General features: G+C 38.5%; 31 protein-coding genes. 22 read left to right on the top strand and 9 right to left on the bottom strand.

Going from position 1 to position 26,990, the window contains the following annotated elements; translation table 11 throughout:
* Positions 1–8: 8 nt before the first annotated feature.
* The 4 genes from EHQ47_RS09365 to EHQ47_RS09350 all read left to right on the top strand — a co-directional run bounded on the left by EHQ47_RS09365 (position 9) and on the right by EHQ47_RS09350 (position 3,280).
* Positions 9–1,100, top strand: a complete 1,092-nt coding sequence (locus EHQ47_RS09365) for a vWA domain-containing protein (protein WP_135777048.1) — start codon at positions 9–11, stop codon at positions 1,098–1,100.
* 5 nt (positions 1,101–1,105) lie between these two features.
* Complete coding sequence (locus EHQ47_RS09360; RefSeq protein ID WP_208727417.1) at positions 1,106–1,636, top strand: tetratricopeptide repeat protein; 531 nt, start codon at positions 1,106–1,108, stop codon at positions 1,634–1,636.
* A 78-nt stretch (positions 1,637–1,714) separates the two neighbouring features.
* Positions 1,715–2,926 carry a Crp/Fnr family transcriptional regulator gene (locus EHQ47_RS09355; RefSeq protein ID WP_020776694.1) on the top strand — a complete coding sequence of 404 codons (1,212 nt, stop codon included), beginning with the start codon at positions 1,715–1,717 and terminating at the stop codon, positions 2,924–2,926.
* Positions 2,927–2,974: 48 nt separating this feature from the next.
* The gene (locus EHQ47_RS09350) at positions 2,975–3,280 is read left to right on the top strand and encodes an STAS domain-containing protein (protein WP_004785107.1); all 306 of its coding nucleotides are present in this window, start codon (positions 2,975–2,977) and stop codon (positions 3,278–3,280) included.
* 213 nt (positions 3,281–3,493) lie between these two features.
* Here EHQ47_RS09350 and gmd read toward each other — a convergent pair whose 3' ends face one another.
* From gmd to EHQ47_RS09330, 3 genes are all read right to left on the bottom strand, one after another.
* A complete protein-coding gene (gmd, locus tag EHQ47_RS09340) occupies positions 3,494–4,510 on the bottom strand; it encodes a GDP-mannose 4,6-dehydratase (protein ID WP_135696004.1) in 1,017 nt (338 codons plus the stop codon).
* A 148-nt stretch (positions 4,511–4,658) separates the two neighbouring features.
* Positions 4,659–5,948 (bottom strand): DUF1501 domain-containing protein, encoded by a 1,290-nt coding sequence (locus tag EHQ47_RS09335; protein ID WP_135777046.1) that lies wholly within the window; start codon positions 5,946–5,948, stop codon positions 4,659–4,661.
* Positions 5,949–5,957: 9 nt separating this feature from the next.
* Entirely contained in the window at positions 5,958–7,796 is a 1,839-nt protein-coding gene (locus EHQ47_RS09330; RefSeq protein WP_135777045.1) for a DUF1553 domain-containing protein, read from the bottom strand.
* A 76-nt stretch (positions 7,797–7,872) separates the two neighbouring features.
* Here EHQ47_RS09330 and EHQ47_RS09325 point away from each other — a divergent pair, with 76 nt between their 5' ends.
* The 5 genes from EHQ47_RS09325 (at position 7,873) to EHQ47_RS09305 (ending at position 11,350) form a co-directional block, all read left to right on the top strand.
* A complete protein-coding gene (locus tag EHQ47_RS09325; RefSeq protein ID WP_135777044.1) occupies positions 7,873–8,943 on the top strand; it encodes a zinc ribbon domain-containing protein in 1,071 nt (356 codons plus the stop codon).
* A 1-nt stretch (position 8,944) separates the two neighbouring features.
* Positions 8,945–9,472: an LIMLP_15305 family protein gene (locus EHQ47_RS09320; protein ID WP_135777043.1), complete on the top strand. Its 528-nt coding sequence runs from the start codon at positions 8,945–8,947 to the stop codon at positions 9,470–9,472.
* Between the two features lie 26 nt (positions 9,473–9,498).
* Positions 9,499–10,494, top strand: a complete 996-nt coding sequence (locus EHQ47_RS09315; RefSeq protein WP_135777042.1) for an SPFH domain-containing protein — start codon at positions 9,499–9,501, stop codon at positions 10,492–10,494.
* 192 nt (positions 10,495–10,686) lie between these two features.
* A complete protein-coding gene (locus tag EHQ47_RS09310; RefSeq protein WP_004787168.1) occupies positions 10,687–10,905 on the top strand; it encodes a hypothetical protein in 219 nt (72 codons plus the stop codon).
* The gene (locus EHQ47_RS09305) at positions 10,895–11,350 is read left to right on the top strand and encodes a PIN domain-containing protein (protein ID WP_135747433.1); all 456 of its coding nucleotides are present in this window, start codon (positions 10,895–10,897) and stop codon (positions 11,348–11,350) included. The genes EHQ47_RS09310 and EHQ47_RS09305 overlap by 11 nt, the downstream gene beginning before the upstream one ends.
* Positions 11,351–11,367: 17 nt before the next feature.
* Here the strand turns inward: EHQ47_RS09305 and EHQ47_RS09300 are convergent, their stop codons facing one another.
* Together EHQ47_RS09300 and EHQ47_RS09295 are read right to left on the bottom strand one after the other, a co-directional pair.
* On the bottom strand, positions 11,368–13,119 hold the full coding sequence (locus EHQ47_RS09300) for a patatin-like phospholipase family protein (RefSeq protein ID WP_135747434.1): 1,752 nt from the start codon (positions 13,117–13,119) through the stop codon (positions 11,368–11,370).
* Between the two features lie 15 nt (positions 13,120–13,134).
* A complete protein-coding gene (locus tag EHQ47_RS09295) occupies positions 13,135–14,451 on the bottom strand; it encodes an MATE family efflux transporter (RefSeq protein WP_244290282.1) in 1,317 nt (438 codons plus the stop codon).
* 56 nt (positions 14,452–14,507) lie between these two features.
* Here EHQ47_RS09295 and EHQ47_RS09290 point away from each other — a divergent pair, with 56 nt between their 5' ends.
* The 9 genes from EHQ47_RS09290 (at position 14,508) to EHQ47_RS09250 (ending at position 22,225) form a co-directional block, all read left to right on the top strand.
* On the top strand, positions 14,508–15,818 hold the full coding sequence (locus tag EHQ47_RS09290; protein ID WP_135777040.1) for an amidohydrolase family protein: 1,311 nt from the start codon (positions 14,508–14,510) through the stop codon (positions 15,816–15,818).
* Between the two features lie 30 nt (positions 15,819–15,848).
* Entirely contained in the window at positions 15,849–16,541 is a 693-nt protein-coding gene (locus EHQ47_RS09285; protein ID WP_135777039.1) for a hypothetical protein, read from the top strand.
* The gene (locus EHQ47_RS09280; RefSeq protein WP_135747438.1) at positions 16,538–18,355 is read left to right on the top strand and encodes a TrkH family potassium uptake protein; all 1,818 of its coding nucleotides are present in this window, start codon (positions 16,538–16,540) and stop codon (positions 18,353–18,355) included. The genes EHQ47_RS09285 and EHQ47_RS09280 overlap by 4 nt, the downstream gene beginning before the upstream one ends.
* A 7-nt stretch (positions 18,356–18,362) precedes the next feature.
* Positions 18,363–19,058 carry a potassium channel family protein gene (locus tag EHQ47_RS09275; RefSeq protein WP_135747439.1) on the top strand — a complete coding sequence of 232 codons (696 nt, stop codon included), beginning with the start codon at positions 18,363–18,365 and terminating at the stop codon, positions 19,056–19,058.
* A 3-nt stretch (positions 19,059–19,061) separates the two neighbouring features.
* Positions 19,062–19,838 (top strand): cobalamin-binding protein, encoded by a 777-nt coding sequence (locus tag EHQ47_RS09270; protein WP_135777038.1) that lies wholly within the window; start codon positions 19,062–19,064, stop codon positions 19,836–19,838.
* 85 nt (positions 19,839–19,923) lie between these two features.
* Positions 19,924–20,763 carry a MotA/TolQ/ExbB proton channel family protein gene (locus EHQ47_RS09265; protein ID WP_135777037.1) on the top strand — a complete coding sequence of 280 codons (840 nt, stop codon included), beginning with the start codon at positions 19,924–19,926 and terminating at the stop codon, positions 20,761–20,763.
* A 20-nt stretch (positions 20,764–20,783) separates the two neighbouring features.
* A complete protein-coding gene (locus EHQ47_RS09260; RefSeq protein WP_004787714.1) occupies positions 20,784–21,203 on the top strand; it encodes an ExbD/TolR family protein in 420 nt (139 codons plus the stop codon).
* A 1-nt stretch (position 21,204) separates the two neighbouring features.
* Positions 21,205–21,627, top strand: coding sequence for an ExbD/TolR family protein (locus EHQ47_RS09255; RefSeq protein ID WP_015677138.1), 423 nt, complete (start codon positions 21,205–21,207; stop codon positions 21,625–21,627).
* 1 nt (position 21,628) lies between these two features.
* The gene (locus EHQ47_RS09250; protein ID WP_135747443.1) at positions 21,629–22,225 is read left to right on the top strand and encodes an energy transducer TonB; all 597 of its coding nucleotides are present in this window, start codon (positions 21,629–21,631) and stop codon (positions 22,223–22,225) included.
* 150 nt (positions 22,226–22,375) lie between these two features.
* Here the strand turns inward: EHQ47_RS09250 and EHQ47_RS09245 are convergent, their stop codons facing one another.
* Together EHQ47_RS09245 and EHQ47_RS09240 are read right to left on the bottom strand one after the other, a co-directional pair.
* Positions 22,376–22,771, bottom strand: coding sequence for a type II toxin-antitoxin system death-on-curing family toxin (locus EHQ47_RS09245; RefSeq protein ID WP_135747444.1), 396 nt, complete (start codon positions 22,769–22,771; stop codon positions 22,376–22,378).
* Positions 22,768–23,007, bottom strand: coding sequence for an AbrB/MazE/SpoVT family DNA-binding domain-containing protein (locus EHQ47_RS09240; protein WP_100719865.1), 240 nt, complete (start codon positions 23,005–23,007; stop codon positions 22,768–22,770). Before EHQ47_RS09240 ends, EHQ47_RS09245 begins: the two co-directional genes overlap by 4 nt.
* A gap of 230 nt (positions 23,008–23,237) precedes the next feature.
* Between EHQ47_RS09240 and EHQ47_RS09235 the strand changes: the two genes are divergently transcribed.
* Both EHQ47_RS09235 and EHQ47_RS09230 read left to right on the top strand, forming a co-directional pair.
* Positions 23,238–23,429, top strand: coding sequence for a type II toxin-antitoxin system VapB family antitoxin (locus tag EHQ47_RS09235; protein ID WP_135747445.1), 192 nt, complete (start codon positions 23,238–23,240; stop codon positions 23,427–23,429).
* Positions 23,426–23,812, top strand: a complete 387-nt coding sequence (locus EHQ47_RS09230) for a PIN domain-containing protein (protein ID WP_135777036.1) — start codon at positions 23,426–23,428, stop codon at positions 23,810–23,812. Before EHQ47_RS09235 ends, EHQ47_RS09230 begins: the two co-directional genes overlap by 4 nt.
* An 85-nt stretch (positions 23,813–23,897) precedes the next feature.
* Here the strand turns inward: EHQ47_RS09230 and EHQ47_RS09225 are convergent, their stop codons facing one another.
* Both EHQ47_RS09225 and EHQ47_RS09220 read right to left on the bottom strand, forming a co-directional pair.
* On the bottom strand, positions 23,898–24,734 hold the full coding sequence (locus tag EHQ47_RS09225) for an LBF_0142 family lipoprotein (protein WP_135777035.1): 837 nt from the start codon (positions 24,732–24,734) through the stop codon (positions 23,898–23,900).
* Positions 24,735–24,910: 176 nt separating this feature from the next.
* Positions 24,911–25,282, bottom strand: coding sequence for a phasin-related domain-containing protein (locus EHQ47_RS09220; protein ID WP_135747448.1), 372 nt, complete (start codon positions 25,280–25,282; stop codon positions 24,911–24,913).
* Between the two features lie 242 nt (positions 25,283–25,524).
* On the opposite strand from EHQ47_RS09220, the gene EHQ47_RS09215 reads away from it, so the two are divergent.
* Positions 25,525–26,424, top strand: a complete 900-nt coding sequence (locus tag EHQ47_RS09215) for an AraC family transcriptional regulator (RefSeq protein ID WP_135777034.1) — start codon at positions 25,525–25,527, stop codon at positions 26,422–26,424.
* A 75-nt stretch (positions 26,425–26,499) separates the two neighbouring features.
* Complete coding sequence (locus EHQ47_RS09210; protein WP_135777033.1) at positions 26,500–26,943, top strand: DoxX family protein; 444 nt, start codon at positions 26,500–26,502, stop codon at positions 26,941–26,943.
* Positions 26,944–26,990 lie beyond the last annotated feature (47 nt).

The following is a 26,990-nucleotide window of genomic DNA, read 5'->3' as shown; positions in this document are numbered from 1 at the left end:
GTGTACAGGTGCGGGAAAAAAATAGAATCCAAGAACAACCATTGAGCCGAGCTTCTGTCTTTGTCGGTTGTATTTTATTTTTTCTTTCTTACCTTCCCCTTTCCACACAATCACAACCTAACAAACGATATGTGTTTATTCTAGATGCCAGTGGTTCCATGTCAGAAAAATGGGATGGCAAAACAAGGATGGCTGTTGCCAAAGAAAAATTATTACAGGTTCTTGGGGGATTGCCAAAGGATGTGAGTGTGGGGCTTGTTGCTTACGGAAACCGAATCGCTGGTTGTTCTTCGGCAAGGTTGTATCATCCCATCCAACGCGGTGCTGCTTCTATCGTGAGCCAAAAAATTTCTTCCATTGTCCCAGCCGGATCCACACCCATCGCCCAAACCTTAAACGTGGTTGGTGAGTTCCTTTTGAATGATGTACAAGAAACAGAAATTATTTTTATTTCGGATGGAGTGGAAAGTTGCGACGGAGATCCCAAAGCCGTTTTGTACCAATGGAAACAATCGGGAAAAAAATTTCGGATGCAAATTCTAGGAATTGATATTGATCCCAAAGGAGAAGAAGACCTCAAACGACTTTCGATCCTAGGAGACGGACATTATTATTCTTTGAAGGGGCCGGAGGATTATGATTCTTCTTTCAAACGAATCTTTTTTTCCCAAGATCTGGAACCAAACCCTGTTTCGGAAACAACCAACACAAGCCAACCCACTTCATACCCAAACCAAATCAAAATCCTGAACATTCTTCCTTATGAAGATGGCTCCGAATCAGGTTATATTCTCAATTACGAATACACAGCCAAAGCCAATTCTTCCTATATGGTTCAGTTGTATCTTTATCCATATGAAGAAAAACAAAGAAGTTTCCCCATTCCCCCACTCCGTGAGCGAAGGATGGGAGACCTGACGAAACTCCAAATTGAACTTAAGTCGGGTCCCGAAGGAAAAGGACGATTTGTTTTCCCACTGCCCAAGGGAAAACGGATGAAAGCTTCCGCCGAACTTTGGGATTTGACGGGAGTTCCGAAAATTCTTGCTCTTTCGGAAGAAAAACCCATTCACGAGAATCCAAGTTCTGGCCGAAACTGAAGGTAATGAGACAGAATTCTACAGTCTGGATGAGTTGCCTCCGAGTCATTTTTACCTCAGGAATCCTAATTTCTATGGGGTTTTTTCCTCTTTTGGCAGACCGTTCCGTCAGCCAAATATTTGCAGACGAACGAAACAAACAAGGGGAACTGCTCTACAAAAAGGCCAAAGAATTTTTAGAAGATCGGAACCACTACCAATCAGTGGAATCCTGCAAAAGCTTTCTATTACTCTATCCTGGGCATTCCAAAACACGCGAAGTGCGAAAAACCTTAAGTTCCAACTACCGAATGACAGGTGATGTTTTAGCTCTTGCTGAAAACGAACTGAAAATTTATAAAGAATTTCCCAATACTGAAGAAGGACTCGAATCCTACTTAATTTCAGGCAAAGCCTATGTCCGTATGGGTCGGGAAGACAAGGCCTATCAGATTTTTCAGGACATTATCAAAAATACGTATTCCAGTAAAATTGCACAAGAAGCGGAATTAGAACTGACTCAGATGGAAATTTTAGGAGAGAGTAAAAATAAGTAATTTTTACGAAAATATTGCCCTAGGGATCTCCGATAATAAACTAGGCAAGTTGAGCAAAAAGGGTTCAGAGATTTAAGAATGTCGTTTTTTCAAATGGTTACTTTCCCGGCGAACTCCTACATCATTGTAGAGGGGAAAAAGGATGCGAACAATTTCTATATCATCCGTGAGGGGAAGGTACGTGTCACTCGTGAGACTGCTGTTGTGGGAGAAGATCCAAACCAAGTTTTAGGGCCTGGTGACTTCTTCGGTGTGGTTGCTGCCATGAGCCAACACCCTCAGATTGAATCTGCCACATCCCTTACCAATGTATCTTTAATCTCTGTTAGTTATGACCAATTTGGAACCCTAATCCAAAAGTCTACAGCTGTTGCGATGAATATCATTCGTTTCTTCTCTATGAAGTTACGACAATTTGATACCACCATTACTCGATTGTCCTTTCGAAATGCAGTCGAAGAAGATCCAAACGAACTTTTCAAAATCGGTGAATACTACTTCCAACAGCAAAATACATCGCATGCAACCTTTGCTTACCAAAGTTATTTAAAACACCTTCCGAATGGTCAGTTTGTGCCACAGGCAAAACTACGTTTGCAAACAAGCAACCAACCATTCCAAGCACCTCCCATCGATTATAATAAATTCAATCGAAACTATAAAGATAGTGAGATGATCTTTTGTGAACACGAACCGGGTAAGGAATTATTTATTTTACAAAGTGGAAAGGTTAAAATTTCCAAAATTGTAAACCAAAACGAAGTGATGCTCGCCGTTCTCCAAGCAGGGGACATTTTTGGAGAGATGGCCATCCTTGATAACAAACCTCGTTCTGCATCCGCAGTGGCTGCAGGTGATGTGGAACTTCTTGCCATCAACAAAGCTAACTTTGAAGGGATGGTAAAAGCCCAACCACAATTGGCAACACGGCTCATCACTCTTTTATCAGAACGAATTTGGATTGCTTATAAACAACTTGCGAACCTACTTCTCAAAGATCCACAAGGTCGCATCGTAGATACACTAATGACTTTGGCCGAAAAAAATCGAATCAAAGTGGCTCCTAAACAAGCTTACAATTTTGAAATTGGGACCAAAGACCTTCTCAAAATGGTGGGATTAACGGATCCAAAAGATGAACTCCTGATCTCTGATATCATGAAGAATAATAAATTTATTCGTATGGACATGGGAAAAATTGTTTGTACGGACATGGCAGAACTGGAAAAACTCGTCCAATTCTATCATAAGAAGGCTAACATGGAGAATAAGCTAAAGAAGCTGAAATAACTTCTTGCCAGCTTTCCTCTCCTGACTTATGTTAGAGGCCAACAAAATATGAGTGATAAGATACTAGTGGAAGAGAAGGGAAACACGATCCGTGTTCGTTTTATGGATCAGATTCTCGATGGAAACGCTCCAGAGCTAAGAGAAATTTTAGCTGAGATTCTGGAGAAAAACGTTCAGGAAATCTTTTTGGATTTAGAAAAAGTGGTGATTGTGAGTTCTCTCGGGATCTCTCGTTTACTTTCTTTCAAAAACAAAGCCGATGAAAAGAAAATGACAGTGAAGATTGTCAATATCCAAGAAAAACTGAAAGAAACTTTGAAGAAATTGATGTTGGATCAGTTTTTTGGTCTTTAAACCAATTTAAGTTTTTAGTTTCAAAATACCAAATCCAATGCGAATACAGGGGAGAAATCCCCGCAAATCACAAAGGAAATATTAAAATGTATTTTGTAGAAGGACTCCTTCCCGAATTACAAAGGGAAGGACATCCTAAAATTCCTAACCAAGAGTTTACGAAACGTTATTCTGCTCTCAGTATAATTCCTTAACGAAATCTTTTTTACAGATTTAAAAACCTTGGTTTTTTAAATCTGCTTCCATCATGATTTGAACCAGTTCTTTGAATTTAACCTTTGGTTCCCAACCTAACTGACGTTTTGCTTTTTCAGGATTTCCGATGAGAAGTTCAACTTCAGTTGGTCTGTAGTATTTTGGATCGATTTTGACAAGAACTTGGCCGGTCTTTTTGTCTTTACCAACTTCTTTCTCAGCTTTTCCTTCCCAAACCACTTCGAATCCAGCAATTTTATATGCCTCTTCGATAAACTCACGAACTGTATGTGTTTCATTTGTAGCAACAACGTAGTCATCTGGAGTGTCTTTTTGTAACATCATCCACATCATTTCTACATAGTCTGGAGCATATCCCCAGTCACGTTTGGAATCAATATTTCCCATAGTGATGTGTGGGAGTTTTCCTGCTTTTACCTCAGAGACTCCGATGGTCACTTTTCTGGTCACAAATGCCTCACCACGGCGAGGAGATTCGTGGTTGAATAAAATTCCATTTGATGCGTGCAAATTGTACGCTTCACGATAGTTAACAACTGCCCAATATGCATAAAGTTTTGCGACTGCATAAGGGGATCGTGGGTAAAAAGGAGTTTTTTCTGTTTGTGGAACTTCTTGGACAAGTCCGTAAAGTTCTGAAGTTGATGCTTGGTAAAACCTTGTATTAATTCCTGTTTGTTTAATGGCATCTAAAATCCGTAAGGTTCCAACAGCATCCACTTCTGCAGTGTATTCTGGTACTTCGAAGGAAACCTGAACATGGGACTGAGCCGCCAAGTTATAGATTTCCGATGGTTGGATTTTTTCTAAAATACGGTTTAGGTTGGAGGAATCCGTCATATCTCCGTAGTGGAGATGGAGGTTTGGGTTTCCGTGCAGATGTTCAATGCGATTGCGATTGAAAAGGCTCGTTCTACGAACGATCCCGTGGACTTCGTATCCTTTTTGGAGGAGGAGTTCTGCCAGGTAGGAACCGTCTTGGCCTGTGATTCCGGTAATAAGTGCTTTTTTCATAGATCAGGGATCAGTATTTTAAATTTCTTTCGTAAGAAAAGGAAAAATGAACTGAGAAAGGTAAATATTCTCAAAAAGTAGCACCAATTTCCTGCGAAATCCCCCTTCCCAAATCCATTCTATGGATTACCGCCTCCAAAGTCCGGTCCTAAAACAAACCTTCATAGACTTTGGCTTTCTTCGTCGTCAAAAGAAACGGACGGCCAAAAGAATTGGTGAGTACACCTTCGGGGTTGACTCCCGCCGCTTGGTAAATAGTGGCAATGAGATCTCTCAGATGGAGGGTTTCTTTGGGATTTACTGGTTTGGATCCAGTCTCATCTGTTTCTCCTAATACAAATCCTTTGGAAAAGGGACCTCCTCCGAGTAAGGTGGACCAAACTTTAGGGTGGTGGTCACGACCATCTCTAGATCCCACATCAGGAGTTCTGCCAAATTCACTGGTAAGAACAAATAACGTTTGTTTGATGAGTCCAGAATTTGTTAGGTCTTCTAATAAAGAAGCAATTCCCATATCGGTTTCTTTCATAATTTTTGTGACTTGTGCTTTGTTGCCTGTATGTGTGTCCCATCCTCCAATAGAGATATGAATGAAAGGAACTTCCTGTGCCGCAAGACGTTTGGCAAGTAACATCGCTTTTCCTTGCCAAGTGGTTCCGTACCGAGTCCTTGTTTTTTCATCTTCCAAACTGATGCGAAAACTATCGATGTTTTTGGAATTTCGAAACTCTTCCGCTGCCACGAGCATATTTTTCCAATGTTTGGATTCTTTTGTGGGATAAGTTTTAGAAAACTCCTCATTCATAAAAGAAACCAAATCTTTTCTTCTAAGAATTCGATCCTCTGCAAATTTTCCATAGGATGGGTTTAGGTGTTGGATGGGTTCATCCACATTCCCAACATGATAACCAGAATAATCGATTCCGAGGAACCCAGAATTTCCATTTTTCCCACCACGACCACCTATCGTCACATAACTTGGGAAATACGAAGATTTGACTTTTGATTTTTTAGCATAAGCTATTACGGCACCAAAATGAGGAATGTCAGGAAAACCCATAGCTTCTGTCATTCTGTATCCCGTACCCAGTAACATTTGCGCAAACCCATGGTCCCCTTCTTCACTCCAAGTAGACCTAACGATTCCAATCGAATGTAATTGTTTGGCTGTAAGAGAAAAAGGTTCTAAAACAGATAACCCTGAGATACTAGAACTTACTTTTCCAAACGCACTATTCGGTTTGGGATCTAATGTATCTACATGGCTCATCCCTCCCATCATTTCAATAAAGATGACGGACTTCACTTTAGAAGGAAGGACAATGGATTCCTCTTCTTCTTCTTCTGCATGTAAACTTCCAAAAGGATTTGTAGAAAACAAAAAGGGACTGAGTCCCAAACTGAGGATTGATTTTTTTAAAAATTCTTTGCGATCCATGATGATTCCTTAATTGATATGTTGGAACTCTTGGCTATTGATCAGAGCCCAGAGAAGGTCTTGTAGTAAGTCTTTGTCAAAAACGGTATCTGGTTTTAACATCAGCGTTTTTATTTTTTCTTTTTCACCTAAACTTGGCTCACGACCTAAAAGTCGAAAGTAAAGATTAGAAATGACTGCATTCATAGATTTTGTTTGGTCAAACTCTTGTTTCACCAAAGACTCTTTGTTACCGAAATCCCAAACCAGTTTTCCCACCACACGACCATTCATTAATGTTAACATTTGTTCTATGGTAAGTTCAGAGATATCATCGGAAATATCCACTCGTGGACCAGATCCAAAAACCGATAAAATGGTATGGTAAGGTGCTGGTCTTTCCACCTCAGACGCATTTGAGAATTCTTTTAAATTGTCTTGGGGAATCCGAACAGAACCCGTACCAGTCAAATCATAGGGTCTTTTATCCATAAGGCCAGAGAGCCAAGATAAATTCCTCTCGCGGATATTACTGATCTTTTGGGAATCGGAAACTCGAATGAGAGAGTTGAGGAGTTGGTCACTGTCCAATCGTTGTGGTGAAAAATACCGAATGGGATCTTGGTCGCTTGTACTTTTTGTCAGCGAACGATTGTAAACATTCGAAGTGACAATGTATAAAATGAGTTCTTTTAGTTTTAAGTTGTTTGTCAAAAAATAAGAATCGAGATGGTTTAGGATCTCTTCCCCTGTCACCACAGTGTCTTCATTCCAGTCATCAAGTGGTGTGAAAAAACTCCAACCCATAAGTTCTGTCCACACCCGGTTGATGATTACTTTGCGAAACCTGTCATTGGACTTATTTGTTAACCAATCGGCAAAGGCCTTTCTACGATCCTCACCAGGTTTTAGTTTGGCTTCCTTTCCATCCAAATACTTGGGCCGAACCAAATCTCCACCGGGGGCATCATCTGTATGAGGAAATCGAAGACCGAGTTTTGGTTGGTAATACAGCGTGGCGTATTCCACTTCATGTTTCTTTTGATAGTCTTTTCGTTGTTCGTCGGTCCATTTGTTCCAATTGTCTCGATTCCATTCATTGTTTTTGTCTTGGAGATTTTTTTGATCCTCCATGGGAAGATGAACTTCTAATTCTCTTGGAACATAACTGAATGTTTTTCCATAACGATCTGCTTCCCAAGATCCATCACGAAAGAACTGTTGGCTAAAAAAAGCAGCCAAAGCATAATAATCCCTTCTCGTAAAATCGGAAATATATGGATGGTCATGGCATCTAGCACAAGCCACTCGTTTTGCATAAAATAACCTTCCTACATACTCAGCTGTTTGTAAAGGATCGGCTCCATCACGAATATAGAACATGGTAGCAGGTGATTCTTTTACATTGCCCGTGGATGTTAACATCTCTTGCACCAATTGGTCATAGGGTTTGTTTTTATGAAGAGAACCCGCAACGTATTCAAAGAATTTCCCTGTAGGAATTTTTCGACCTTTGGATTTGTCTCGCAACATAGAAGTAAACTTAGTTCCCCAATATTCGGCAAACTCTGGTTGTTTTAAAAAACTAACAGCAAATGATTCTAAACTTTGGTCGGCAGGTAGAGCTTCTAGTTCTTTCCATTCGGCGACACTGGGAATCACTCCTCGCAAATGTAAGGAAAGTCTTCGAAAAGTAATTTTCCTATCCGCCTTAACTACATTAGGTGATAATTTCAAATACAAACTATCTAATGGATGAACTGCATTCTGTTTTGATCGAGACTGAAGATATCCAAGAGAGAAAATCAGAACGACAAAAGAAAAAAGGATAAAGCGAAACTTAAGAACTAGATTTAGTACCAATCTCATGTTGGAAAGATTCTATGTGGGATTTTGTGAATTGAAAATATTTTTCTTGCAAAAGTCAATTTTTTGCAGATAAACCTTGGTTGCGATGGCAGAAGAAAGAATCTATGAAATGCTTTGGGACTGCGAATTTTGCGGGTCAAAAAAATTACTCGGTAAAACACATAGGCATTGTCCCAATTGTGGAGCCACACAAGACCCAAGTCGCCGCTACTTTCCAAACGATGCAGACAAAGTTGCTGTCCAAGACCATATCTATTACGGAGTGGATAAGGTTTGTCCTTTTTGCCAAACTCCGAATGGAGCCAAAGCCACGTTCTGTGGAAACTGCGGAGGTTCCTTAGATGGTGCACAAAATGTCAAACTCAGATCCGATCATGATGGAATCTCAGAAGACTCTGTCCAAAAAGCCAAAGAAGATTTAGCCTTCCCCAATTCCGAATATATCAAACCTCATCCCAAAACTCCCAAATGGGTTTTGTGGTTACTGGGAACCATTGTGATTGGTGGGATTGGATTTGTTTGTCTAGGTGTGTTATGGACTGAAAAAGTAGAATTACAAATCACTCACCATGAATGGTCACGCACAATCGCCATTGATCAATTCAAACCAGTTTCCGAATCCGAATGGTGTGACTCCATGCCTATGGGTGCGTACAGTGTGTCCCGCAGTCGTCAAATCAGAAGTTATAACAGCATTCCCGATGGAGAAGATTGTCATACAGTTCGTTCGGATCGTGGAGATGGAACTTTCTCGGAAAGTGAAAGTTGTACTACCAAATACAGACAAGAACCAGTGTATGATGACCATTGTAGTTACCGCATCGACAAATGGGCCTTTGACAGAAATGCTGTGGCCAAAGGATTTGGAACCACACAAGAACCTTATTGGCCCACTCCACAAATTCGCGAATGTGCGAGCACAAGTATTGGTTGTGAACGTTTAGGACCCAAGGAAGAAAAATATATAGTTCATTTCACAGAGTCTAGCGGAGAAACCAAAGGAGAAAAACACGACTGTGATTTTGATATGGCTAAATGGAAATCATTACCAGCCAAAGGGCTCTACCAAACTGAAAAAAGTGTCATCTTTAACTACATTACTTGCGACACCATACAGACGTTAGAAGGAAACGTAACAGAGGAATAAAATGGACCAAACTTGGTTAAAAACAACATTAGAACGTTTTAAGAACGAACAAGATCCCATTCGTAAGTTTTTAAAAGAAACCAAACTATTCGAAGAAGCTCTTGCCAACCAAGAGTATGAAAAAACCGATCTTCTCATTCGAAAAGAACTCGGAGGAATTCTTACTTCTTTTAAAGAAAGTTTTCGTAAATTAGAAGAAGGTTTTGTGGCAAAAGCTCAAATCCAAAACATTGGAAAAACAAATCCTGCTACGACACTACTCGATCGAATCATTATGAAAGTAGGTTCTGCTGGGTATGGACTGAATGGACTCGGCACTGGGGTCAAAGCCACAGCAGAAGAAATGGAAAAATTACTCAACCATGACTTTTCGATGTTGGAAAAAGTGGGGAACATACAAAAAGAAATTTTGGATACCCTTCCCGGTGCTTTTTTAACAAACCCAGAAGTCGCCATCGAATCTATCAACAAATTACTGTTAGATTTTGAAACACAATTTGAATCAAGAAACTCAATTTTTTTAAAATAATAAAATCAGAAAATAAGGAATAAACAATGGCACTAATCGATAGAATTAAATTTGAAGGCAGCCCCAATGAAATAGTTTGGAAGTATCCATCTGATGAAATCAGTACGGCAGGACAACTGGTGGTGGATGAAAGCCAAGAAGCCATCTTTTTTAAAGAAGGTAAGGCATTAGATACTTTTGGTCCAGGAACTCATACTTTAAAAACGGGAAACATTCCTATTTTAGAAGCTCTCGTCAATCTTCCGTTTGGAGGAAAAACTCCTTTTACAGCAGAAGTATATTATGTAAACAAAGCCATCTTTGCGATGAAATGGGGAACCAATACTCCAATTCCTTTGGAAGATCCTAAATACAAAATTGTTTTAAACATCCGTGCTTTTGGTGATTATAAATTTAGAATCAAAGATGCAAGATCCTTTTTACTGAACGTAGTAAAAGGTGGAAATCGAACTACCAACGAATCCATTGATGAATTTTTAAAACCAAATATAGTACGTGGAATCGGTGATTTTATTTCGGAAGTCATTTTAAATAACAATACATCCGTTGTGGAGATCAATAAATTCAGAGATGAAAGTTCCACTGCTGGAAAAGTCAAACTGGCACCTGAATTTGAAAAATATGGAATCGACTTAACAGAGTTTAACGTATCTTCGGTGAACTTTGACCAAAACGATCCCAACTACCAAAGAATCCAAAAAATCATTACCGATAAATTTGAAATCGATATGCTTGGAGATAAATACCAACAAAAGAAAATGTTCGATATTGGACAAGCCGCTGCAGAAAACGAAGGCCAAGGCGGTGGTGCGATGGGTGCCGGGATGGGAATGGGAATGGGGATGAATATGGGCCAAATGATGGGCAATATGATGAACCAAGGCGGAGGCCAAAGCGGTGCGACACCAGCAGCCAATGACCCAGCCGCACGGATTGCCAAACTGAAAGGATTACTCGACCAAGGCCTAATCAACGCAGAAGAGTTTGAAGCTAAGAAAAAAGAAATTTTATCTTCTTTGTAATTCGAATCTCCTATACCAAACATTCGCAAACCAAAAAAAACTCCACCTTGAGGAAGTTTATAACTTTTATTAGGTGGAGATTGGAACAAAATAAATAGAAAATTAGGAAATGAATCAGAAAGCGGTTTACAATAATAAAAAGACAAATTTTCAATTTGACAAATTGCACGAAAATCGTGTAAAATAGTAAATATGAAAAGTATTACTTTTAGAGCTGATGAAAGGGCGATTGAAAAAGCTCGTTTAAAAGCAAGTAAACAAAAAAGGTCACTCAATGACATTTTTAATGAATGGCTCCGCGCTTATTCTGAATCTGAGCCAAAAGATTTTGATTTAGATGCATATTTGAAAAAATTTGAATATGTAAAGATAAACCGAAAAATAACCCGTGAAGAAGCCAATGAAAGGTAAAATCTTCATCGATACGAATGTATTTATTTACTTCTTTTCACCAAAGGATTTTGAAAAAAAGGAAATCTCTTCCAATATCATAAAAGCTTCTTTTAAATCTGATAGATTTTCTATAAGTTACCAAGTCATCCAAGAATTTAGCAATGTAATGCTTACAAAAGGACAACCACCAATGAAAGGTCAGGATATTTCAAGTTTCATAGAAAAAATCTTAGATCCAATTTGTTCTTTTTTCCCAACAACTGAATTTTACAAAAATGCTCTGAAATTAAGAGAGAAGAATAAATTATCTTATTATGATTCTTTGATTGTTTTGGCTGCTCTAGAACTCGAATGCGATTATTTATTGTCTGAAGACTTTAATGATGGCGCAAAAATTAACAAATTAAAAATCATCAATCCATTCCATAAAATGAATGCAAAATTACTAAACTCAATTCTATAATTCCCAAATTTCGATGTTTAAGAAAACAATTGTTTGATCTCAGCTAAATTTGCTTCTGCTTCCTGTTCCCCTTTATCAATGATTTCTTGGTAACGAGCAAAATCAAATAACTGAAATTCTTCCAAATGGAAGTGCACAAAAAGATCCATTTTAGGTCGTTTCAGGCGAGTGATTTCTCTTCCTTCCAAAGTAATGGTTCTTGTCATAATTTGTAAGATAGGAGGGTATTTTAAAGTATCCCAAATATAACGAAAGAATCCTTTTTCTGTTGTGTTTCTGTCTTCAAAGAGTTTGACCGGCACAATTTCTTGTAAAGGAGAAACGTTGATTCCCATCACCACATCTGCTCCTTTAGAACGAATGAGATTTTCGGGAACATTATTGATCATTCCCCCATCCACTAATAATTTTTCACCAAGTCTGTAAGGAGGAAAGGCACCAGGCAAACTCATCGCACTGGTGAGAGCTTCTGTGATTGGCCCTTGGTCAAAGATATGTTCTTTTCCTGTTTGTAAATCCACAGCAGAAGTGGCAAAAGGGAGAGGTAACTCTTCAATTCTTTGGTCACCAAACCCTTTTTTTAACATACGTTTCATTCTGGCACCTTTAAAAAAGGCAACGACCGGAATCGTTGGATCAAAGGCACTTTCCAATCCACCAAAGAAGTTTTTAATCATCTCTTCGATTTCTACCGGTGAATTTTTTCTCGCATACAAGGCCGCAATCACAGCTCCCATCGAGGCACCAGAAACAAAATCAAAATGAATTCCTTCTCTATGTAATACTTTTAACAAGCCAACATGCGCAAGAGCTCTGGCACCACCACCACCTAACGCCAAACCTCTTGTTTTTGCGACGAGATACCTTGCCAATGTATCTTTTTGATAAAAGGTTTTGAGTGATTGGTCTTGAGGAAGGTAACTTTTACGAACACCGCTTTCCATCATACGAATGGCACGACCTTCAAAGTTTCGAATTCTAGTTTTCCAAAAACCGATGATCTCTTCTTTTTCTTTATAAAACTTTTCTGGTTCATCTTCCCAAAAAACAATAAAGTCAGATTGTACGACAAGATAATGCAAATCCATTCTAGAAGTGGATTCATCAAAATAAATATGAAGTAAGGGGGTTTTACTTCTCAAGTTGGTTAGATACTCAGAAATTTTTGTGGGATCCATTCCCTTAAAAGTAGAAATAGGAATGGCTGATGATAATTTTTTGGTGACCTCACCATACTCGTCTAAGAAAGATTTTACTTTTTCACCAAAATGATATTCTGGTTCTAAAGGAACATGGACACATAACCTTCGTAAGCCGGGAAATGTATCTTTATGACTAGAACGGTCTAAATTTTCTCGCATCCGAGAGCCCATCATTTGGATGATGTTTTGTGCAAAAACCTTCTCTTGGGATGCCAATTGTAAAAACAATTTACCATTCAAAACATAAACGAGGGAATCGATGACAGCAATGGCGGAAGTAGAGTGGTTGGAACTAGAGATCAGTGAGTTCTCTGCCAATACTTGGCCAGAACCTACATAAACATGACTTTGGCCAGCAACATTCTCAAGAAGGATTTCACCGTATCTGACAATGTAAATCGATTCCGAGGACTCTCCTTTATAATAGAGAGCCTCGTGGCTTCGAATTAATTTTTCTTGGACATTGTTTGCCAGTCTTAAGAGAACTGCAGGGGGAAGTTTTTTGAACAAATCCACAGACTTTAAAAAGTTTTGTATGGCCTGTCGTTCAATCTCTGTTCGTTTCATTTTCCCCTCGTTCTATTAAATTCGTATGTTCACCCACTCCTTCTTACGAAATTTTCTGACAAAAATCACTGCCATGAGTAAAATCCAAATAAAAAACGCAGACCATATTCCAAAATTACCCCACGCTAGGACAATCCCGAATAAATAAGCCAACGGCAACATGATGATGAAAGATACAATAAGATAAACAAACATCACATAGTACATCATTCCAGCACTACGAAGTGCAGAACCAATCACCATGTGATAGGCATCTCCCACTTGGATGAGTGCCACAATACAGAGAGCAGGATAAGCTACCTTGGCAACAGCAGGTACATCAGTAAAAAGACTAATGAGCCAAGGTCCTCCAATGATAAAAAAGAGTCCCATACTTCCCATCACAATAGCAGAGAAAGTGGCCGAACGCATGGTTCCTTCATAAGCCAATCGTAGTTTTCCTTGTCCCATCGATTGGCCAAGAATGGTAGTGGCCGCAATCCCAAATGAAAATCCAGGCATAAAAGACAAACTAAGACATGTTAATACTACGCTTGCCGATGCAAGAGTGGTTGTGCTAATCATGCCTGCAATTTTATAAAATCCAGAAAATGCAAAGTTAACGAGTGTTCCTTCTACAGCGGGAGCAAATCCAACCATACAAAGTTCTTTGATGATTTCAAAACTAGGAGTAAAGATTTGATACTGAAAGAACTTGATCACATCTTTACGGAAAAAATAAAACACCACAATCAGAAGTGCAGGAACAGAAGATAAACTAGAGGCAATGGCCGCACCCTTCACTCCCCAAGCTGGAAAACCCCAGTTTCCAAAAATGAGTAACCAATTAAAAAAGATATTGGTGACAGCCGCTAAAATGGAAGAAATCATCCCCACTTGCACAATTCCAATCCCGTCAAAAAATCCGCGTAAGGCGAACCCAACAAAAAAGAGAACTGTTCCTAAAAATCGATAGGAAAGATAAACTCCAGCCACTTCGATCACTTCCGGATCATCTCCAATCCAACCCATAAATTGCGGGGCATAAAGAAATCCAAAATAGGACAAAAGAGATCCTAAAACTAAGGACAAATATACGGAGTTAACTAGAGTGATTCCGACTCCTTTGTCATTTTTTTCGCCAAATCGACGTGCTACGATGATTTGTACAGCCATAGATCCACCCATAAGAAAGGCGAAAATGGAAAAATAAACCATTCCACCAAATCCAACTGCGGCAAGAGGAACCTCACCTAATTTCCCTACCATAGCAGTATCTGCCACCATAATGGCTGTATAACTAATCATTCCAAAAAAAACAGGGATTGCTAATCCAAGAATTTTCTGATTCAATCGAGTTGGCTTCAAGATGCGTCTAATTTTGTGAAGCATAGTTTTGTCATTCTTATATGTATTGCGATCTACACAACCACCTTTATGGATGTTTACCCCCTGAAACTTTGTATCGAATTGGAAAAAGTAACCCGGAACCTAGATGGCATCTCTATTTAGATTCTTATGAAAAAGCATATGGGTTAAAAATTCGACCTTCTACTTTTTTTGAAGATTATGCAGACATAAAAGATTTTTCCAAACTCTATCACTTTCGAGAAAAGGCTCCTTTTTTACATTTCCAAGCAAAGTTCAATCTCATCATCGCACTAGTAAAGTTTGATGAAAGAGAAATTACAGAAGTAACTCATGATGTAGTTCTTTCCAATAGTTTGGATGATATTAGTTATGCCGAATATCGTTTGATGTTTGGTAAAGAAGAACCAAAAGAAAGTTTTTATAGCAAACTAATGGCTTGTTTGGAAGGGCTTTCCAAAGGCGAAACTTCCGCAAAAAAAGAAGGAAAACCCATCCAATCAAAACTTGTGATGTCTCTACATAGAGATATTAATTTTGAAAGGCATTATGATTGGATGAAAAATTGGATGGAAAAAGAATCTATCATTCGAGAAGGACTTGTGGGAATCGATTTCTGTCATATCGAAGAAGGCCATCCCCCGAAAGATAAAAAAACTTTTTTCCAATCGGTAATCAAAGACAACAAAGCAGAACCAAACACTGCCTTATCGATCCTCTATCATGTGGGAGAAAGTTTTAGAGACAAAACTCCTTTTTCAGCGACCCGTTGGGTTTTGGAATCTGCCTTGAATGGTGCCCATCGGCTGGGACATGCATTGGCACTGGGAATTGATTCTGATTATTTTTTGGGAGATGAAAGGACAGAACTTGTATCAGAAGCCAAAGACCAAATCGAATGTGAATTGGAATCTTATGATGAAATTTCTTCCTTTGGACCTTTTTATCCCAAAGAAGAACTCGAACTCAAACGAAGGGAATTAAAAACCAAACCTGATTCCGAATTATTAAAAATCCAGTTTGATGCAAAACAGTCCCAATACCTTCATACCTTTCAAAACTATGTTATGTCTAAGATAGCGCAAACAGAGGCTGTGATTGAATGTTGTCCCTCTTCCAATTTATACATTGGGATGTTGGAGTCGCACATCGATCACCCCATCACAAGGTTTCTGCAAAACGATGTCAAACTCACCATAGGATCCGATGACCCAGGTTTATTTGGGACCACCATGCCTGAGGAATATGGCCATGCCCATACGGCGGGAGTCTCTGAAAAAGATTTGGAAACCATCCGGGAGAAGTCTTTTTCCTACAGATCCACTAAACTTTCAGGCCGTGAATTGGATTGACCCTGACAGAGATTAGGTAAACTGGAAAGTATGCGGTTTTTTTCCCAAGTTTTTGTGCCCATGATTGTCTTTTCTTTGGCAATGGGACCACTTTTTGGACAAACCAAAGAAGGTTTTTATGACACAAATAACTACGACCTAAGAAATCTTCCTAAATCAGATCCTGAATCCAATGTACTACAGGATGTAACCCTTCCACCCAAGTTTGAAACTCCTGTTCTCGCCACTCCGAAAAATGTAAAAACCCAATACACTGGGATTGAGTCCATTCCTGGTGCTGGTTCCTTAATGAATTCCAGAACCACTTCCAACTCGAGCCAATCGGCAGCCAATCCCTACAATCTAACTGGTTCACAAAATTTACCGATTAACCCACTCACTGGGGAAGTCAACGAACAAGCCCTACAAAACCAATTACAAAAAAGTAGAATCAAACAAGATTTAAAGAAAAAACAAAAAGAAGAGTTTGATGAAGATGCAGTCTACGAAGAAACAAAATTCCGAAGGGCATATATCATTTTCTTTTTAACCTTACCATTTGCTCTCATTGTTTCAGCAGGTGGTGTGGCTCTCCTAGCACCAGCTTTACAAAAATCTGCCCTAGCAAGTGGGATTCTCATTACCGGAACCACTGGTCTTTCTGGAACCAATGTTTATCTAGACAGACAAAGATTAGAAGAACACCGAGAAAAGAAAAAACAATTGGCTGAAGTTTTCCCTTGAAACTCAAACGATTCTTCGTTTTCCTATCACGTTTTTTTCTTTATTTACAAGTTCAAAGATACGAAATTCGAAAATTCTATGTAGAACACTTCCGTTGGCTAGGAAGAACGTTTTATATATTCTTTGGATTTTTGTCGGTTACCATTTTACTTTTAGATTTTGGATTTTATTATCCAGAAAGCTGGAAAGAATATGTAACACTTTCAATTCGAACTCTCGTAAGTTTTTTTATTTTCTATGAATCCATCCATTTAATTTTTACAAACAAACGTTGGAAAGAATATGTATCCATTCACAAAATAGAACTCATCATCTTACTGATGTTAGGACTCGAGTTTATTTATGAAAAAAATATAGTTTCCATTTTGAAGTCCTATCATATTTCGGGCGATGATACCACGCTGATCTTTTTATCAGCCAACCAAGTTTTGTTTTTGTTTTCTAACTTAGCCCATTTTTATCGACTTTCTAGAAATCATGATTCCAAAAGACTAAACCCTTCCATTGTATTCGTTTCTTCTTTTGCTTTTATCATACTACTGGGTGTTTGTTTTTTACATTTTCCAAAATCAACTAATGGAACTGTTCCTTCGATTGACATTGTATTCACAACGATTAGCGCCACTTGTGTCACTGGCCTTTCCACTGTCGATATCAGTTCCAGTTTCACATTGACTGGACAATTGGTTGTTTTACTTCTCATCCAAGTGGGTGGGCTCGGGCTTATGACCTTAACCAGTTTTTTTTCCATCTTCCTTGCTGGAAAAGTATCGGTAAGTGATACGATGATGATCAAAGACCTCCTCTCTGAAGAAACAATGGGTCGTGCCAAAGAAATTTTAAAACAAATCACACTCCAAACCCTTGCCATTGAATCCATTGGAGCGATCTTATTATTTTATAGTTTTCCAAAGAACTTTCCGATCGCTCTCTCTGAAAAAATTTATTATTCTATCTTTCATTCTATATCTGCATTTTGTAATGCTGGTTTTAGTTTGTTACCAAATGGACTAGCAACCGAAGCCTTCCAAAGATCAGAAGGTTTTTTATCGGTGATTATGCTTCTGATAGTTCTTGGTGGGCTTGGATTTCCTGTTTTATTCCAAATTCGAACAAGGTTTGCCAATCCATTTGATTTTAAGTTTCGTTGGTCTGTGACATCTAAATTAGTATTTTGGACGACCGGCTGTCTTTTGTTATTTGGCTGGCTTTCTTATTATTTTTTAGAACAGAATTCTAGTTTAAAAGGTTTAACCACATCCGAACAAATCTTTCATTCTTTGTTTTATTCGGTCACCACAAGAACCGCAGGTTTTAATACTTTGGACCTAAGCCAAATGGGATTTCCCATCACCTTTATTTCTTTCTTTTTGATGTGGGTGGGAGCCTCTCCTGTTTCCACCGGAGGTGGAATCAAAACCACAACCTTTGCCATCTCTTTATTAAACATAACCAATGAAATTCGTGGAAAAGATAGGATGGAAATCGACCACCGAACGATTGCTAACTCTTCTATTGCAAGAGCCAGTGCCACGATTGTTCTTTCTTTATTTGTAATATTTGTTGCCATTTTTTGTTTGTTACTCACTGAAAATGCTAACTTTATCGATTTGTGTTATGAAGTGGTTTCTGCTTTTGGGACAGTTGGCCTCACTCGTAGTCTCACTCCTCATTTGAGTGATTCTGGTAAAATCATCATTTGTACCGTAATGTTTGTAGGTAGAGTTGGAATTTTAACCCTACTTGTAGCACTCTCTAAAAAAGTAGATCGTATCTCGTATGAATATCCGAAAGAATATGTGGTTGTAGGTTGAACTTCGTATGCAAAGAAAAAAAATAGCAGTCATCGGAATTGGAAGTTTTGGAAAGTTGTTTGTTCGTTATCTTTTTGATGATGGACATGAAGTCATTGCGATCGACAAAGACCCGATCATCATCGATTCCATAAAAGATTATGTTACCATTGCTGTTACCTTGGATGCAACCGACGAACATGCATTACAATCCCAAGGAATATCTGAAGTGGATTATGCAGTCATTGCCCTTGCCGATGATTTTGAAACATCTATCATTTGTGCTGAAAGTTTAAAAAAATGTGGTGTTAAAAATATTTACGCTCGTTACCAAACCGAATTGCAAATGAAGGTTTTGGCACTTCTGGGAATCAAAGATTTGTTTAATCCTGAAGAAAAAGCAGCAAGGAGTATGGCCGAAACCTTATCCTTTTCAGGAATGCGTTCTAGTTTTTTACTCTCGGATGAATATAGTGTCGTAGAAGTCACGGTTCCCAAACGTTATATCAACCAAACCATCGCTGACGCAGACTTACGTCATAAATACAATATCAATGTCATCACCATCAAACGCCCCACGATCAATAAAGATACGAAACGTGCCTCTGATTCCAAATCAGAAAAGATCTTAGGAATTCCGCACGGGAATACCATCCTCAAAGAAGAGGATATCATTGTTCTCTTTGGATCCCAAACTGACCTGACTCGTTTTCTGGAAACATAAAGTATGGGTCCGGAACGAATCATTTGTCTTACAGAAGAACCAACTGAGATGTTGTATCTTTTGGGGGAAGAAAAACGGATTGTAGGAATCTCGGTTTATACAGAACGACCGGCTCGGGCTAAGCAAGAAAAAACAAAAGTTTCTGCCTTTATCAGTGGGAACTTAAAAAAAATCATGGCTCTCGAACCCGATCTCGTCATTGGATTTTCTGACATCCAATCCCAACTTGCCAAAGACCTCATTGAACGAGGGTTAAATGTTCTTATCTTTAATCAAAGGTCCATCACAGAAATCTTAGCCAATATGCAAATCTTAGGAAACCTTGTGGGCCAGGCCGAAAAAGCCAAAACACTCATCTTAGAATGGCAAAACGCAATAGAGTCTTGGAAACAAGAGAACGAATCCAAATCCAAAAAACCAAAAGTTTTTTTCCAGGAATGGGATGAGCCCATCATCACAGGAATCCAATGGGTGAGCGAAGCCATAGAACTTGCCGGTGGAGAAGATTGTTTTTCGCATTTAAAAGATCGTAAACTTGCCAAAGACCGAATCATCAATGCGGTTGATGTGAAGGATGCCAATCCTGATGTCTATGTTGGCTCTTGGTGTGGAAAGGCAATGGACTGGGACTGGGTGCGGAACAAACCCGAATGGGTATCCACAAACTTTATCAAATCCAACAGAATTTTTGAAATGGATCCAAGTATTATATTACAACCAGGGCCTGCTTTGTTTTTAGAAGGAATTCCTAAACTGAAAGAGATCTTCTCCTCCCTTTAATTCCCTACTTTGTCATTCCGCTGTCATATAAATGTAACAGAGATATTCTAGATTTGAAACATATCAATTAGATATGGAGACATTCATGAACTTTTCATGTAACCTGACAAAGAAGAAAATCGCTTTGTCTTTTGTGACCCTACTCATCACAATCTTTACTCTCGCAGAAAAAATCGAAGCACAGGCAACACCTGCGGCACCAACGACTGAATCTACACAAACCACAGAAGCACCAGCGGAAACTCCGGCTCCTGTAGCAGATGCACCTGCCGAAGCACCACAACAAGAATCTGAAATCGGACTCGTTAAATTGTTTGTGACTGGTGGATGGTCAATGTGGCCACTACTCCTTTCTTCTATCGTTGGATTTGGTGTGATCTTAGAAAGAATGTACTTTTTCTTCACAGCAAAACTAATCAGAAAAGGATACAACCAAGATTTACAAGATGCCATTGATGCTTCTGGAATGAATGGAATTGATGAATTCTTAAAAGCAAACGAAGGCCAAAAAATCACTGATGTATTAAAAAATGGTATGGAAGTTTCTCAAAACGATCCAGAGATTTTTGCAGCTGGTATCGAAAGAGAAGCTGGTGAAGTGATGACACTTCTCGAAAAAGGTCTTACTGTTCTTTCTGCAGTCTCAACGATTGCTCCACTTGTTGGATTCCTTGGAACTGTATCAGGTATGATCAACGCATTCGATGCGATTGCAAATGCTGACCAAGTCAACGCGAAAGTGGTTGCTGGTGGTATCAAAGAAGCGCTTATCACTACGGCTGCTGGTCTTATCGTTGCGATTCCTGCCATGACATTCTACCAATACTTACAAGGCCGAGTTGCATTCTTTACTTCTGAAGTAGAAGAAGCTGCAAACAAAATCTATAAAGAATACTTAAAACTCAAAGCTGGAAAAAGAGCGTAAGTAACGGAAAGTAACTAACCATGATTAAGTTAAAGAAAAAACAAGAACTAGAGGAGATATCGGCAGCATCCATGTCGGATATTGCCTTTCTACTCTTGGTATTTTTTATGGTAACTGCTGTATTCTTTGTAAAGGAAGGACTTAACATTTCACTTCCTCGCAAACAATCCGAACCTCAGCCTTTTTTACGTAAGAACGTATATGAAATTTTGGTAACACAAGACAGATACAAAATGCGTAACCCGGCATTCGGAACCAAAGAATATTCTAGTTTAAAAGAATTTCGTGATGACCTAAACCAAATGGAAATCCCGGATCTTAAAAACAAACTAGCACTCATTGTTACAACCGGTGATACCAAATATGCAAAGATGTTGGATGCCTTATCCGCAGTTCAACTTCGTGGATTTGAAAAAATCTCAGTGAGAAAGAAGAAATAATATGTTACGAAGAAAGAGAGTCGCACCTTCAGTTCCCGTAAGTTCGATGGCAGACATTGCCTTCTTACTGCTCGTGTTCTTTATGGTAACCTCCGTATTAGATTCGGATCCAGACCTTCCCATCAATCTACCAGATGTTCCTGGTGGAGAACAGTTAAACAAAAAGATAGCTAATCTTTATCTAACTGCTGATGAAAAGAGAACTGTCTATTTCAACTCAGTGAAGATGGAACTTAACGAAGCAATGAGTGAAATCAGAGCTAAAATTTCCACTACACCTGACTTAAAAGTTTTGATCCACGCAGATCAAGATTTAACTTATGAAGAGTTGGACAATGTATTCGAAACTCTCCGAGAGATTGGAGCCTTAAAGGTTTCTCTCGTTACCAAGACCACTCAAGGTGGCGGGTTAAAAGGAAAGTAACGTGAACGGAACAGTTGTTACACAGAAAAGATCCAAACGCGAAAGAATCCATAGGTTCATTGATAGATACCGAATCGAAACTGGTCTTGCCATTTCTGCCTTTTTACAAGCCATCATCATTCTCTTTTGGTTCACTCCACATTTGGAAACCGATAGTTTGGATGACCTTGTAGAAGAAGTTGCTTTCATCGACAATGTGCAAATCCAAGAACCATCTACCGATTCCAAACCAACCGATGGTGATTTTGATCTAACTGACAAAGAAAAAGAAGAGAAAAAAGAAGACCCACGCATTGCCGGTGCTTCTGATCCCATCGTTTCGGGAGCAACATCTCCAGTGGATTTATCACCTAACGTTCGTCCTGAATATACTTCTGATGCAAAAGCACTTGGTTTGACAGGAACTATGACTTTGGAAGTGATCATTGGAAATACCGGCGAAGTGTTAAGAGTCCGCTCCGTAGGTAAACAGTTAGGTGGTGGTCTTGAAGAAGAAGCCATTAAAGTTTACCGAAGAAAAAGATTTTCTCCATCGATCCTAGAAGGAAAAGCCATCACCGTGAAGGTGCTTGTTCCCATTCGATTTACATTGAATTAAAATTATCATTGGGGCGAATCCACCACCAAACGGTGGTGGACCGGGCTCTCCGCTGCAATCTGCAAGCAGGATTTCCGCTACGATCCCTTTCGCTAGGAGAAATCACGTGACAAATCAATCGACATCATATAACAAAAGAATTCGTCTCTCCTATTGATTTGATTTAGATGAATGTTTCAACCACTTGGCCAACTCATCTGCTTTGAAAGAACCATCTGCTACTTTTAACATAACATTCACAACATCTTCCTCTGATGTATCTATAGTGAATCCGTTAGAAGCTAAAAATACATACATCAAAAGAAACGACGTTCTCTTGTTTCCATCCATAAAGGGATGATTTTTAGCAACGCCGATTCCAAGGGAAGCAGTCAGTTCAAAAATAGTAGACTCAGGTTTGTAATGCCATTGATTCTTAGGCCTGTCCAAAGCTGATTCGAGTAAACCGATATCCCGAATCCCTAAAGAACCGCCGTGTTGTTTGATTTGATCTAAGTGAATCGCTTCTGCAATTTTACGATTTAACCACTTTGGTTCTCGTTTCATTTCGCTAATTCTTTAAGCGCATTTCGATATTTCTTAGAAGCATCCTGATAAAATTCCATGGCTGATTCAAAATCAGGGTCGTAAGGAGATAATAGAATGCCGTTTTCAGTTTCTACAAGAAAGACGGTGTCCCCTTCATGAAAATTATATTTCTCAAGGAGTGCTTTTGGGATCGTTGCCCCTGATGAATTTCCAATCGCTCGAATCGTAGTTTTTTTGACCGCAGAACTTTCCATGGTTATAACATAAGTAATAACCATGGAAATTCAATCGAATTTTCTAGGTTTTGAAATTTTGGGTATAGCTTTTCTTGAAAATTTGATGCAACCGAAGGGGCTAATAACACTTGATTGCATTTTTCGTATGTCAAATTCACCTGACAAACATTCCTCTCCAAATTCTCGTTACCTTTATCTCTCGAAGAAAACTTGACTTATGCATAAAAAAGGGGTACTTTATGCATATCATGAGAACAACTATCGATATCCCAGAAGAATTAGTTCGTGAAGCAATGAGACTGACCCATTTAAAAACAAAAACGGATGTAATCAAAGAAGGCCTGCAAACATTAATTAGAAAAGAAAAACTAAAAAACCTGAAAAATTACAAAGGGACCATTGATCTTACTGTCGATCTCAATACTTTACGAAAAAGATGAGCCAAGTTGTTTTAGACTCTTCCATTTGGATTGAATATTTTAGAAATTCTAATACAAAGATTTCGTCTCAAGTTGATTCACTCATCGATAGTGGAAATATTTATACTAATGAATTAATATTGGCCGAATTAGTTCCTTTTCTTAAGCTAAAGAAACAAAACCAGTTAATCCAAATTTTAGAATCGATTGAATGTTTAAAATTGAATATTGACTGGAAACAACTGATCGATTACCAAACTTTAATCATGCGAAATGGGATCAATCGCGTGGGAATACCAGATTTAATCATAGCTCAAAATATAATTCAATACCAAGCCACTTTATTCACTCTAGACAAACACTTTAAACTTATCAGTAAATTCATCAAACTGAGTCTCTTTTAAGCGATTGCTATCAATAGTAATCGAAATTAAACTTTGAATTTGATTATCGGGATTTCGGTGACTCAATACGATAAAGAAGTTTTCCTTATTCCGGTAATTCCAATACCTTATCTTCTTCTTCCATTGGTTGTTTGGGAATTTCCATTTTTTCGATTCGGATTTCATGAACAAAATCAGGATCTTCAAACTTATCTAAAATACTAATACGTCTCGGGTATTGTTTGTCGTTCCAACCTTCATAGTATCCGTATTTGATCACACCTTTATAAAAACTAAAAAGTTCCCGGTAGGTAAACTCCATCCATTCTAAGGCACCACTTGTTTTTTCAAAGTAACCAACATATTGGTCTGTGTCTGGAGTGGCACCTACCTGCACAGAGGTAAAATAAACTACTTCATAGTCTTGGCCTAATTTTTGAGTGGGTCCTGCATATTGGATGATGGGGTATTCTGTCAGTCGCCAAGGCAGTGTTAGGTACAAACGAAGGGATTCCAAATAAACTCGGACTTCATCGTCACCGGTAAAAACTTTTCCTGTATCAGCAGCAATTTGGTAAGTGTCTTTTTTAACAAGGCCAAGGATCAGGCCTTTTTTTTCACCACCAAGGAATTCCACTTCCATTGCATCTTTTTCAAAATCCAAATACACACGAAGCCTTTGTTCCGATTCTTTAATCGGTGTAAAAAATCGAACAAACTTAGAATGCCAAACATCTTTCAATACAAATTGAATTTGTTTGTATCCTTTCCAATCACCCGGTGTGAGTTCTTTCACAGGGGGATTTGTAATGATCGACAATCCCTTCTTTTTTAAGTCAGGATTCAAACCTTCTTTTTGTAAGGTGGGAGGGCGTAGGTCAGCCAAAGAACAAGAAATACAAAATAAAGAAATAGAAATGAGTAAAACATGGAAACGAAACATTGATTCCAGAATGAAGCTAAAACGATCCTCTGTCAATAGGGAAAGTGAATCAGAACAAACCAAGGTTTATAAGAATCAGAAGTTTGAAGTTTCGAAAGAGGGAGAATGAGATGAGTTAAAACTAAAGAAGAAGAGAGATAAGGCCGGAATCCCGACCCTCTCTTTTTAAATGATACTTATGCTTTTGCAGCACCTGTTTTTTTGATCGATTCAGCAACTTCGTTGATTTTTGCTTTTACGGATTCGATTTTTCCTTCAGGCATTTTTGCTTTGATTTCTTCAGCAATTTTGTTGTAGTTTTCTACGATTTTAGAACGAGTTTCGTCGTAGTTTTTTCCAGCAACGCTAGAGAATTCTTTAATGTCTGTTAGGATTTTGTCAACGGATTGGCGAATCTTTACAGAATCTTCTGTATTGTCCAAAGCACCTTTGGATACTAATTCATTGTAAGTTGATTCCAACTGAGTTTTTGCTTTATCAAGACCTTCTTTTCCTGATTGGAAAAGTCCGATTCCTGCGTTAAGAATGTCCATGATTTGTTTTTCCATAATTTAGCTCCTGGTTTTCACCTATTTGTGCATCGCACAACACAATTATGTGCGTTGCACAAAATCTTTCAAGAACTTTTTTATCCCATTTTGTAAATTTTTGGATTTTTTTTTCGTAGGCCCATTTACGATTCAATTCCAAAGAATTCTTCCTAAAGGGAAAAATACCACTATCCACATCATTTTATATTCGAATCCTCTGGATTTTGCCGGGTAACTTGTAACTTTAATCAAACAAAGAAATGAAAACTCTAAATTCACCATCCAAGATACAAACCGAAATCAAAAACATTCCGATGGTTCACTTAACAGATGTTCATGAGGATGCCCAAAATCCCTATTTCTATGCCGGTCGTTTGGAAGAATTGCCAAATGAATTCCAAGACTTTGATAGTTCGCATAGGCATTCGTATTATGCGTTATTCTTTTTTACAGAAGGAGAAGGAAACCATTCCATCGACTTCACTTCCCATTCGATTACAAAAAATAGTCTTTTCTTTTTAAGGCCGGGCCAAGTCCATTCTTGGACTTTTTCAAAACCTGTGAAAGGTTTTGCCTTAAAGATTTATCCTGACTATTTATCCGAACAGGGAGGACAGGTCACAAACTTTCAAAACTATCCCTTTTTCCAATTGGGAAATGAAAATTCGAAACTAGTGGTAGAAGAAAGAGAACAGTTAAAAAACGATTTTGAAAGATTACTCGCCGAAAAAAATTCTAAATCAAATTCTTCTATGATCTATCTTCTGATTCAGTTGGTTTTGCAACAATCACTGAAAGAATTTAATACATCCTTTTCAGACAAAGTGACCGTCGATTCCAAGTTATGGGATTTTTTTCGTTTATTAGAAAATCATTTTAAAGACCAAAAAACAACTTCGTATTATGCAAAACAAATTGGAACTTCCTCTGGAAATCTGAACCAATTATGCCAAAAACAATATGGAAAATCGGCAAAAGCAATCATCCAAGAAAGGCTTATTTTAGAAATCAAACGACTGTTACTACATTCTGATTTGAATATCAACCAAATTGCTTTGACTTTGGGTTTCTTTGACAATTCCTACTTCAGTAAATTTTTTAAAAACCATACCGACAACTCACCTGAAAATTTTAGGCGCCTGAAACGAAAACTACCATAAAAATCAAATTCTCTCCATTTACTAACTTTCTCTTTTTCCGTAAGATAAAACCAACACTTAGAAAAGGAAATGAAAATGTTAGAAAAGATATTCTACACAGAATCAAGTTGGTTTTTTACCTTACTCAGATTGGTTTTAGGTTTTGTGATTTTGCCGCACGGATTACAGAAGTTATGTGGATGGTTTGGAGGGTATGGATTTTCTGCCACTTTGGTTTTTTTTAAATCGGAAGGGATCCCCTACGCCATTGGTTTTTTAGTCATTGTGGCAGAATCTTTCGGGGCACTTGGGCTCATCTTCGGATTTTTCACAAGGCTTTCCTCGTTTGGGATTGGACTTACCATGATCGGAGCAGCGATTTATGTGAGAAAAAACGGCTTTTTTATGAACTGGTTCAACCAACAAGCGGGCGAAGGATTTGAATACCATATCTTAGCCATTGGAATTGCTGTGATTTTGATGTTCACTGGCGGTGGCCAACTAGCAATTGATAGTTGGGTTGCAGAGAAGATTAAATAGACTGAAGAAAACCAATTACACCAGAAAGTGAAACTAGCAAAATAAAG

Origin of the sequence: Leptospira bourretii, assembly GCF_004770145.1 — a bacterium.
Taxonomy (GTDB): Bacteria; Spirochaetota; Leptospiria; order Leptospirales; family Leptospiraceae; genus Leptospira_A; species Leptospira_A bourretii.
This window is presented reverse-complemented; position numbering and strand designations above follow the sequence as displayed.

Coding starts and splice junctions, on each gene's coding strand:
- EHQ47_RS09360 (WP_208727417.1), top strand. CDS start 1,106: ATGAGACAGAATTCTACAGTCTGGATGAGTTGCCTCCGAGTCATTTTT.
- EHQ47_RS09355 (WP_020776694.1), top strand. CDS start 1,715: ATGTCGTTTTTTCAAATGGTTACTTTCCCGGCGAACTCCTACATCATT.
- EHQ47_RS09350 (WP_004785107.1), top strand. CDS start 2,975: ATGAGTGATAAGATACTAGTGGAAGAGAAGGGAAACACGATCCGTGTT.
- gmd (WP_135696004.1), bottom strand. CDS start 4,510: ATGAAAAAAGCACTTATTACCGGAATCACAGGCCAAGACGGTTCCTAC.
- EHQ47_RS09335 (WP_135777046.1), bottom strand. CDS start 5,948: ATGGATCGCAAAGAATTTTTAAAAAAATCAATCCTCAGTTTGGGACTC.
- EHQ47_RS09330 (WP_135777045.1), bottom strand. CDS start 7,796: ATGAGATTGGTACTAAATCTAGTTCTTAAGTTTCGCTTTATCCTTTTT.
- EHQ47_RS09320 (WP_135777043.1), top strand. CDS start 8,945: ATGGACCAAACTTGGTTAAAAACAACATTAGAACGTTTTAAGAACGAA.
- EHQ47_RS09315 (WP_135777042.1), top strand. CDS start 9,499: ATGGCACTAATCGATAGAATTAAATTTGAAGGCAGCCCCAATGAAATA.
- EHQ47_RS09310 (WP_004787168.1), top strand. CDS start 10,687: ATGAAAAGTATTACTTTTAGAGCTGATGAAAGGGCGATTGAAAAAGCT.
- EHQ47_RS09305 (WP_135747433.1), top strand. CDS start 10,895: ATGAAAGGTAAAATCTTCATCGATACGAATGTATTTATTTACTTCTTT.
- EHQ47_RS09300 (WP_135747434.1), bottom strand. CDS start 13,119: ATGAAACGAACAGAGATTGAACGACAGGCCATACAAAACTTTTTAAAG.
- EHQ47_RS09290 (WP_135777040.1), top strand. CDS start 14,508: ATGTATTGCGATCTACACAACCACCTTTATGGATGTTTACCCCCTGAA.
- EHQ47_RS09285 (WP_135777039.1), top strand. CDS start 15,849: ATGCGGTTTTTTTCCCAAGTTTTTGTGCCCATGATTGTCTTTTCTTTG.
- EHQ47_RS09275 (WP_135747439.1), top strand. CDS start 18,363: ATGCAAAGAAAAAAAATAGCAGTCATCGGAATTGGAAGTTTTGGAAAG.
- EHQ47_RS09270 (WP_135777038.1), top strand. CDS start 19,062: ATGGGTCCGGAACGAATCATTTGTCTTACAGAAGAACCAACTGAGATG.
- EHQ47_RS09265 (WP_135777037.1), top strand. CDS start 19,924: ATGAACTTTTCATGTAACCTGACAAAGAAGAAAATCGCTTTGTCTTTT.
- EHQ47_RS09260 (WP_004787714.1), top strand. CDS start 20,784: ATGATTAAGTTAAAGAAAAAACAAGAACTAGAGGAGATATCGGCAGCA.
- EHQ47_RS09255 (WP_015677138.1), top strand. CDS start 21,205: ATGTTACGAAGAAAGAGAGTCGCACCTTCAGTTCCCGTAAGTTCGATG.
- EHQ47_RS09245 (WP_135747444.1), bottom strand. CDS start 22,771: ATGAAACGAGAACCAAAGTGGTTAAATCGTAAAATTGCAGAAGCGATT.
- EHQ47_RS09240 (WP_100719865.1), bottom strand. CDS start 23,007: ATGGAAAGTTCTGCGGTCAAAAAAACTACGATTCGAGCGATTGGAAAT.
- EHQ47_RS09235 (WP_135747445.1), top strand. CDS start 23,238: ATGAGAACAACTATCGATATCCCAGAAGAATTAGTTCGTGAAGCAATG.
- EHQ47_RS09230 (WP_135777036.1), top strand. CDS start 23,426: ATGAGCCAAGTTGTTTTAGACTCTTCCATTTGGATTGAATATTTTAGA.
- EHQ47_RS09225 (WP_135777035.1), bottom strand. CDS start 24,734: ATGTTTCGTTTCCATGTTTTACTCATTTCTATTTCTTTATTTTGTATT.
- EHQ47_RS09220 (WP_135747448.1), bottom strand. CDS start 25,282: ATGGAAAAACAAATCATGGACATTCTTAACGCAGGAATCGGACTTTTC.
- EHQ47_RS09215 (WP_135777034.1), top strand. CDS start 25,525: ATGAAAACTCTAAATTCACCATCCAAGATACAAACCGAAATCAAAAAC.
- EHQ47_RS09210 (WP_135777033.1), top strand. CDS start 26,500: ATGTTAGAAAAGATATTCTACACAGAATCAAGTTGGTTTTTTACCTTA.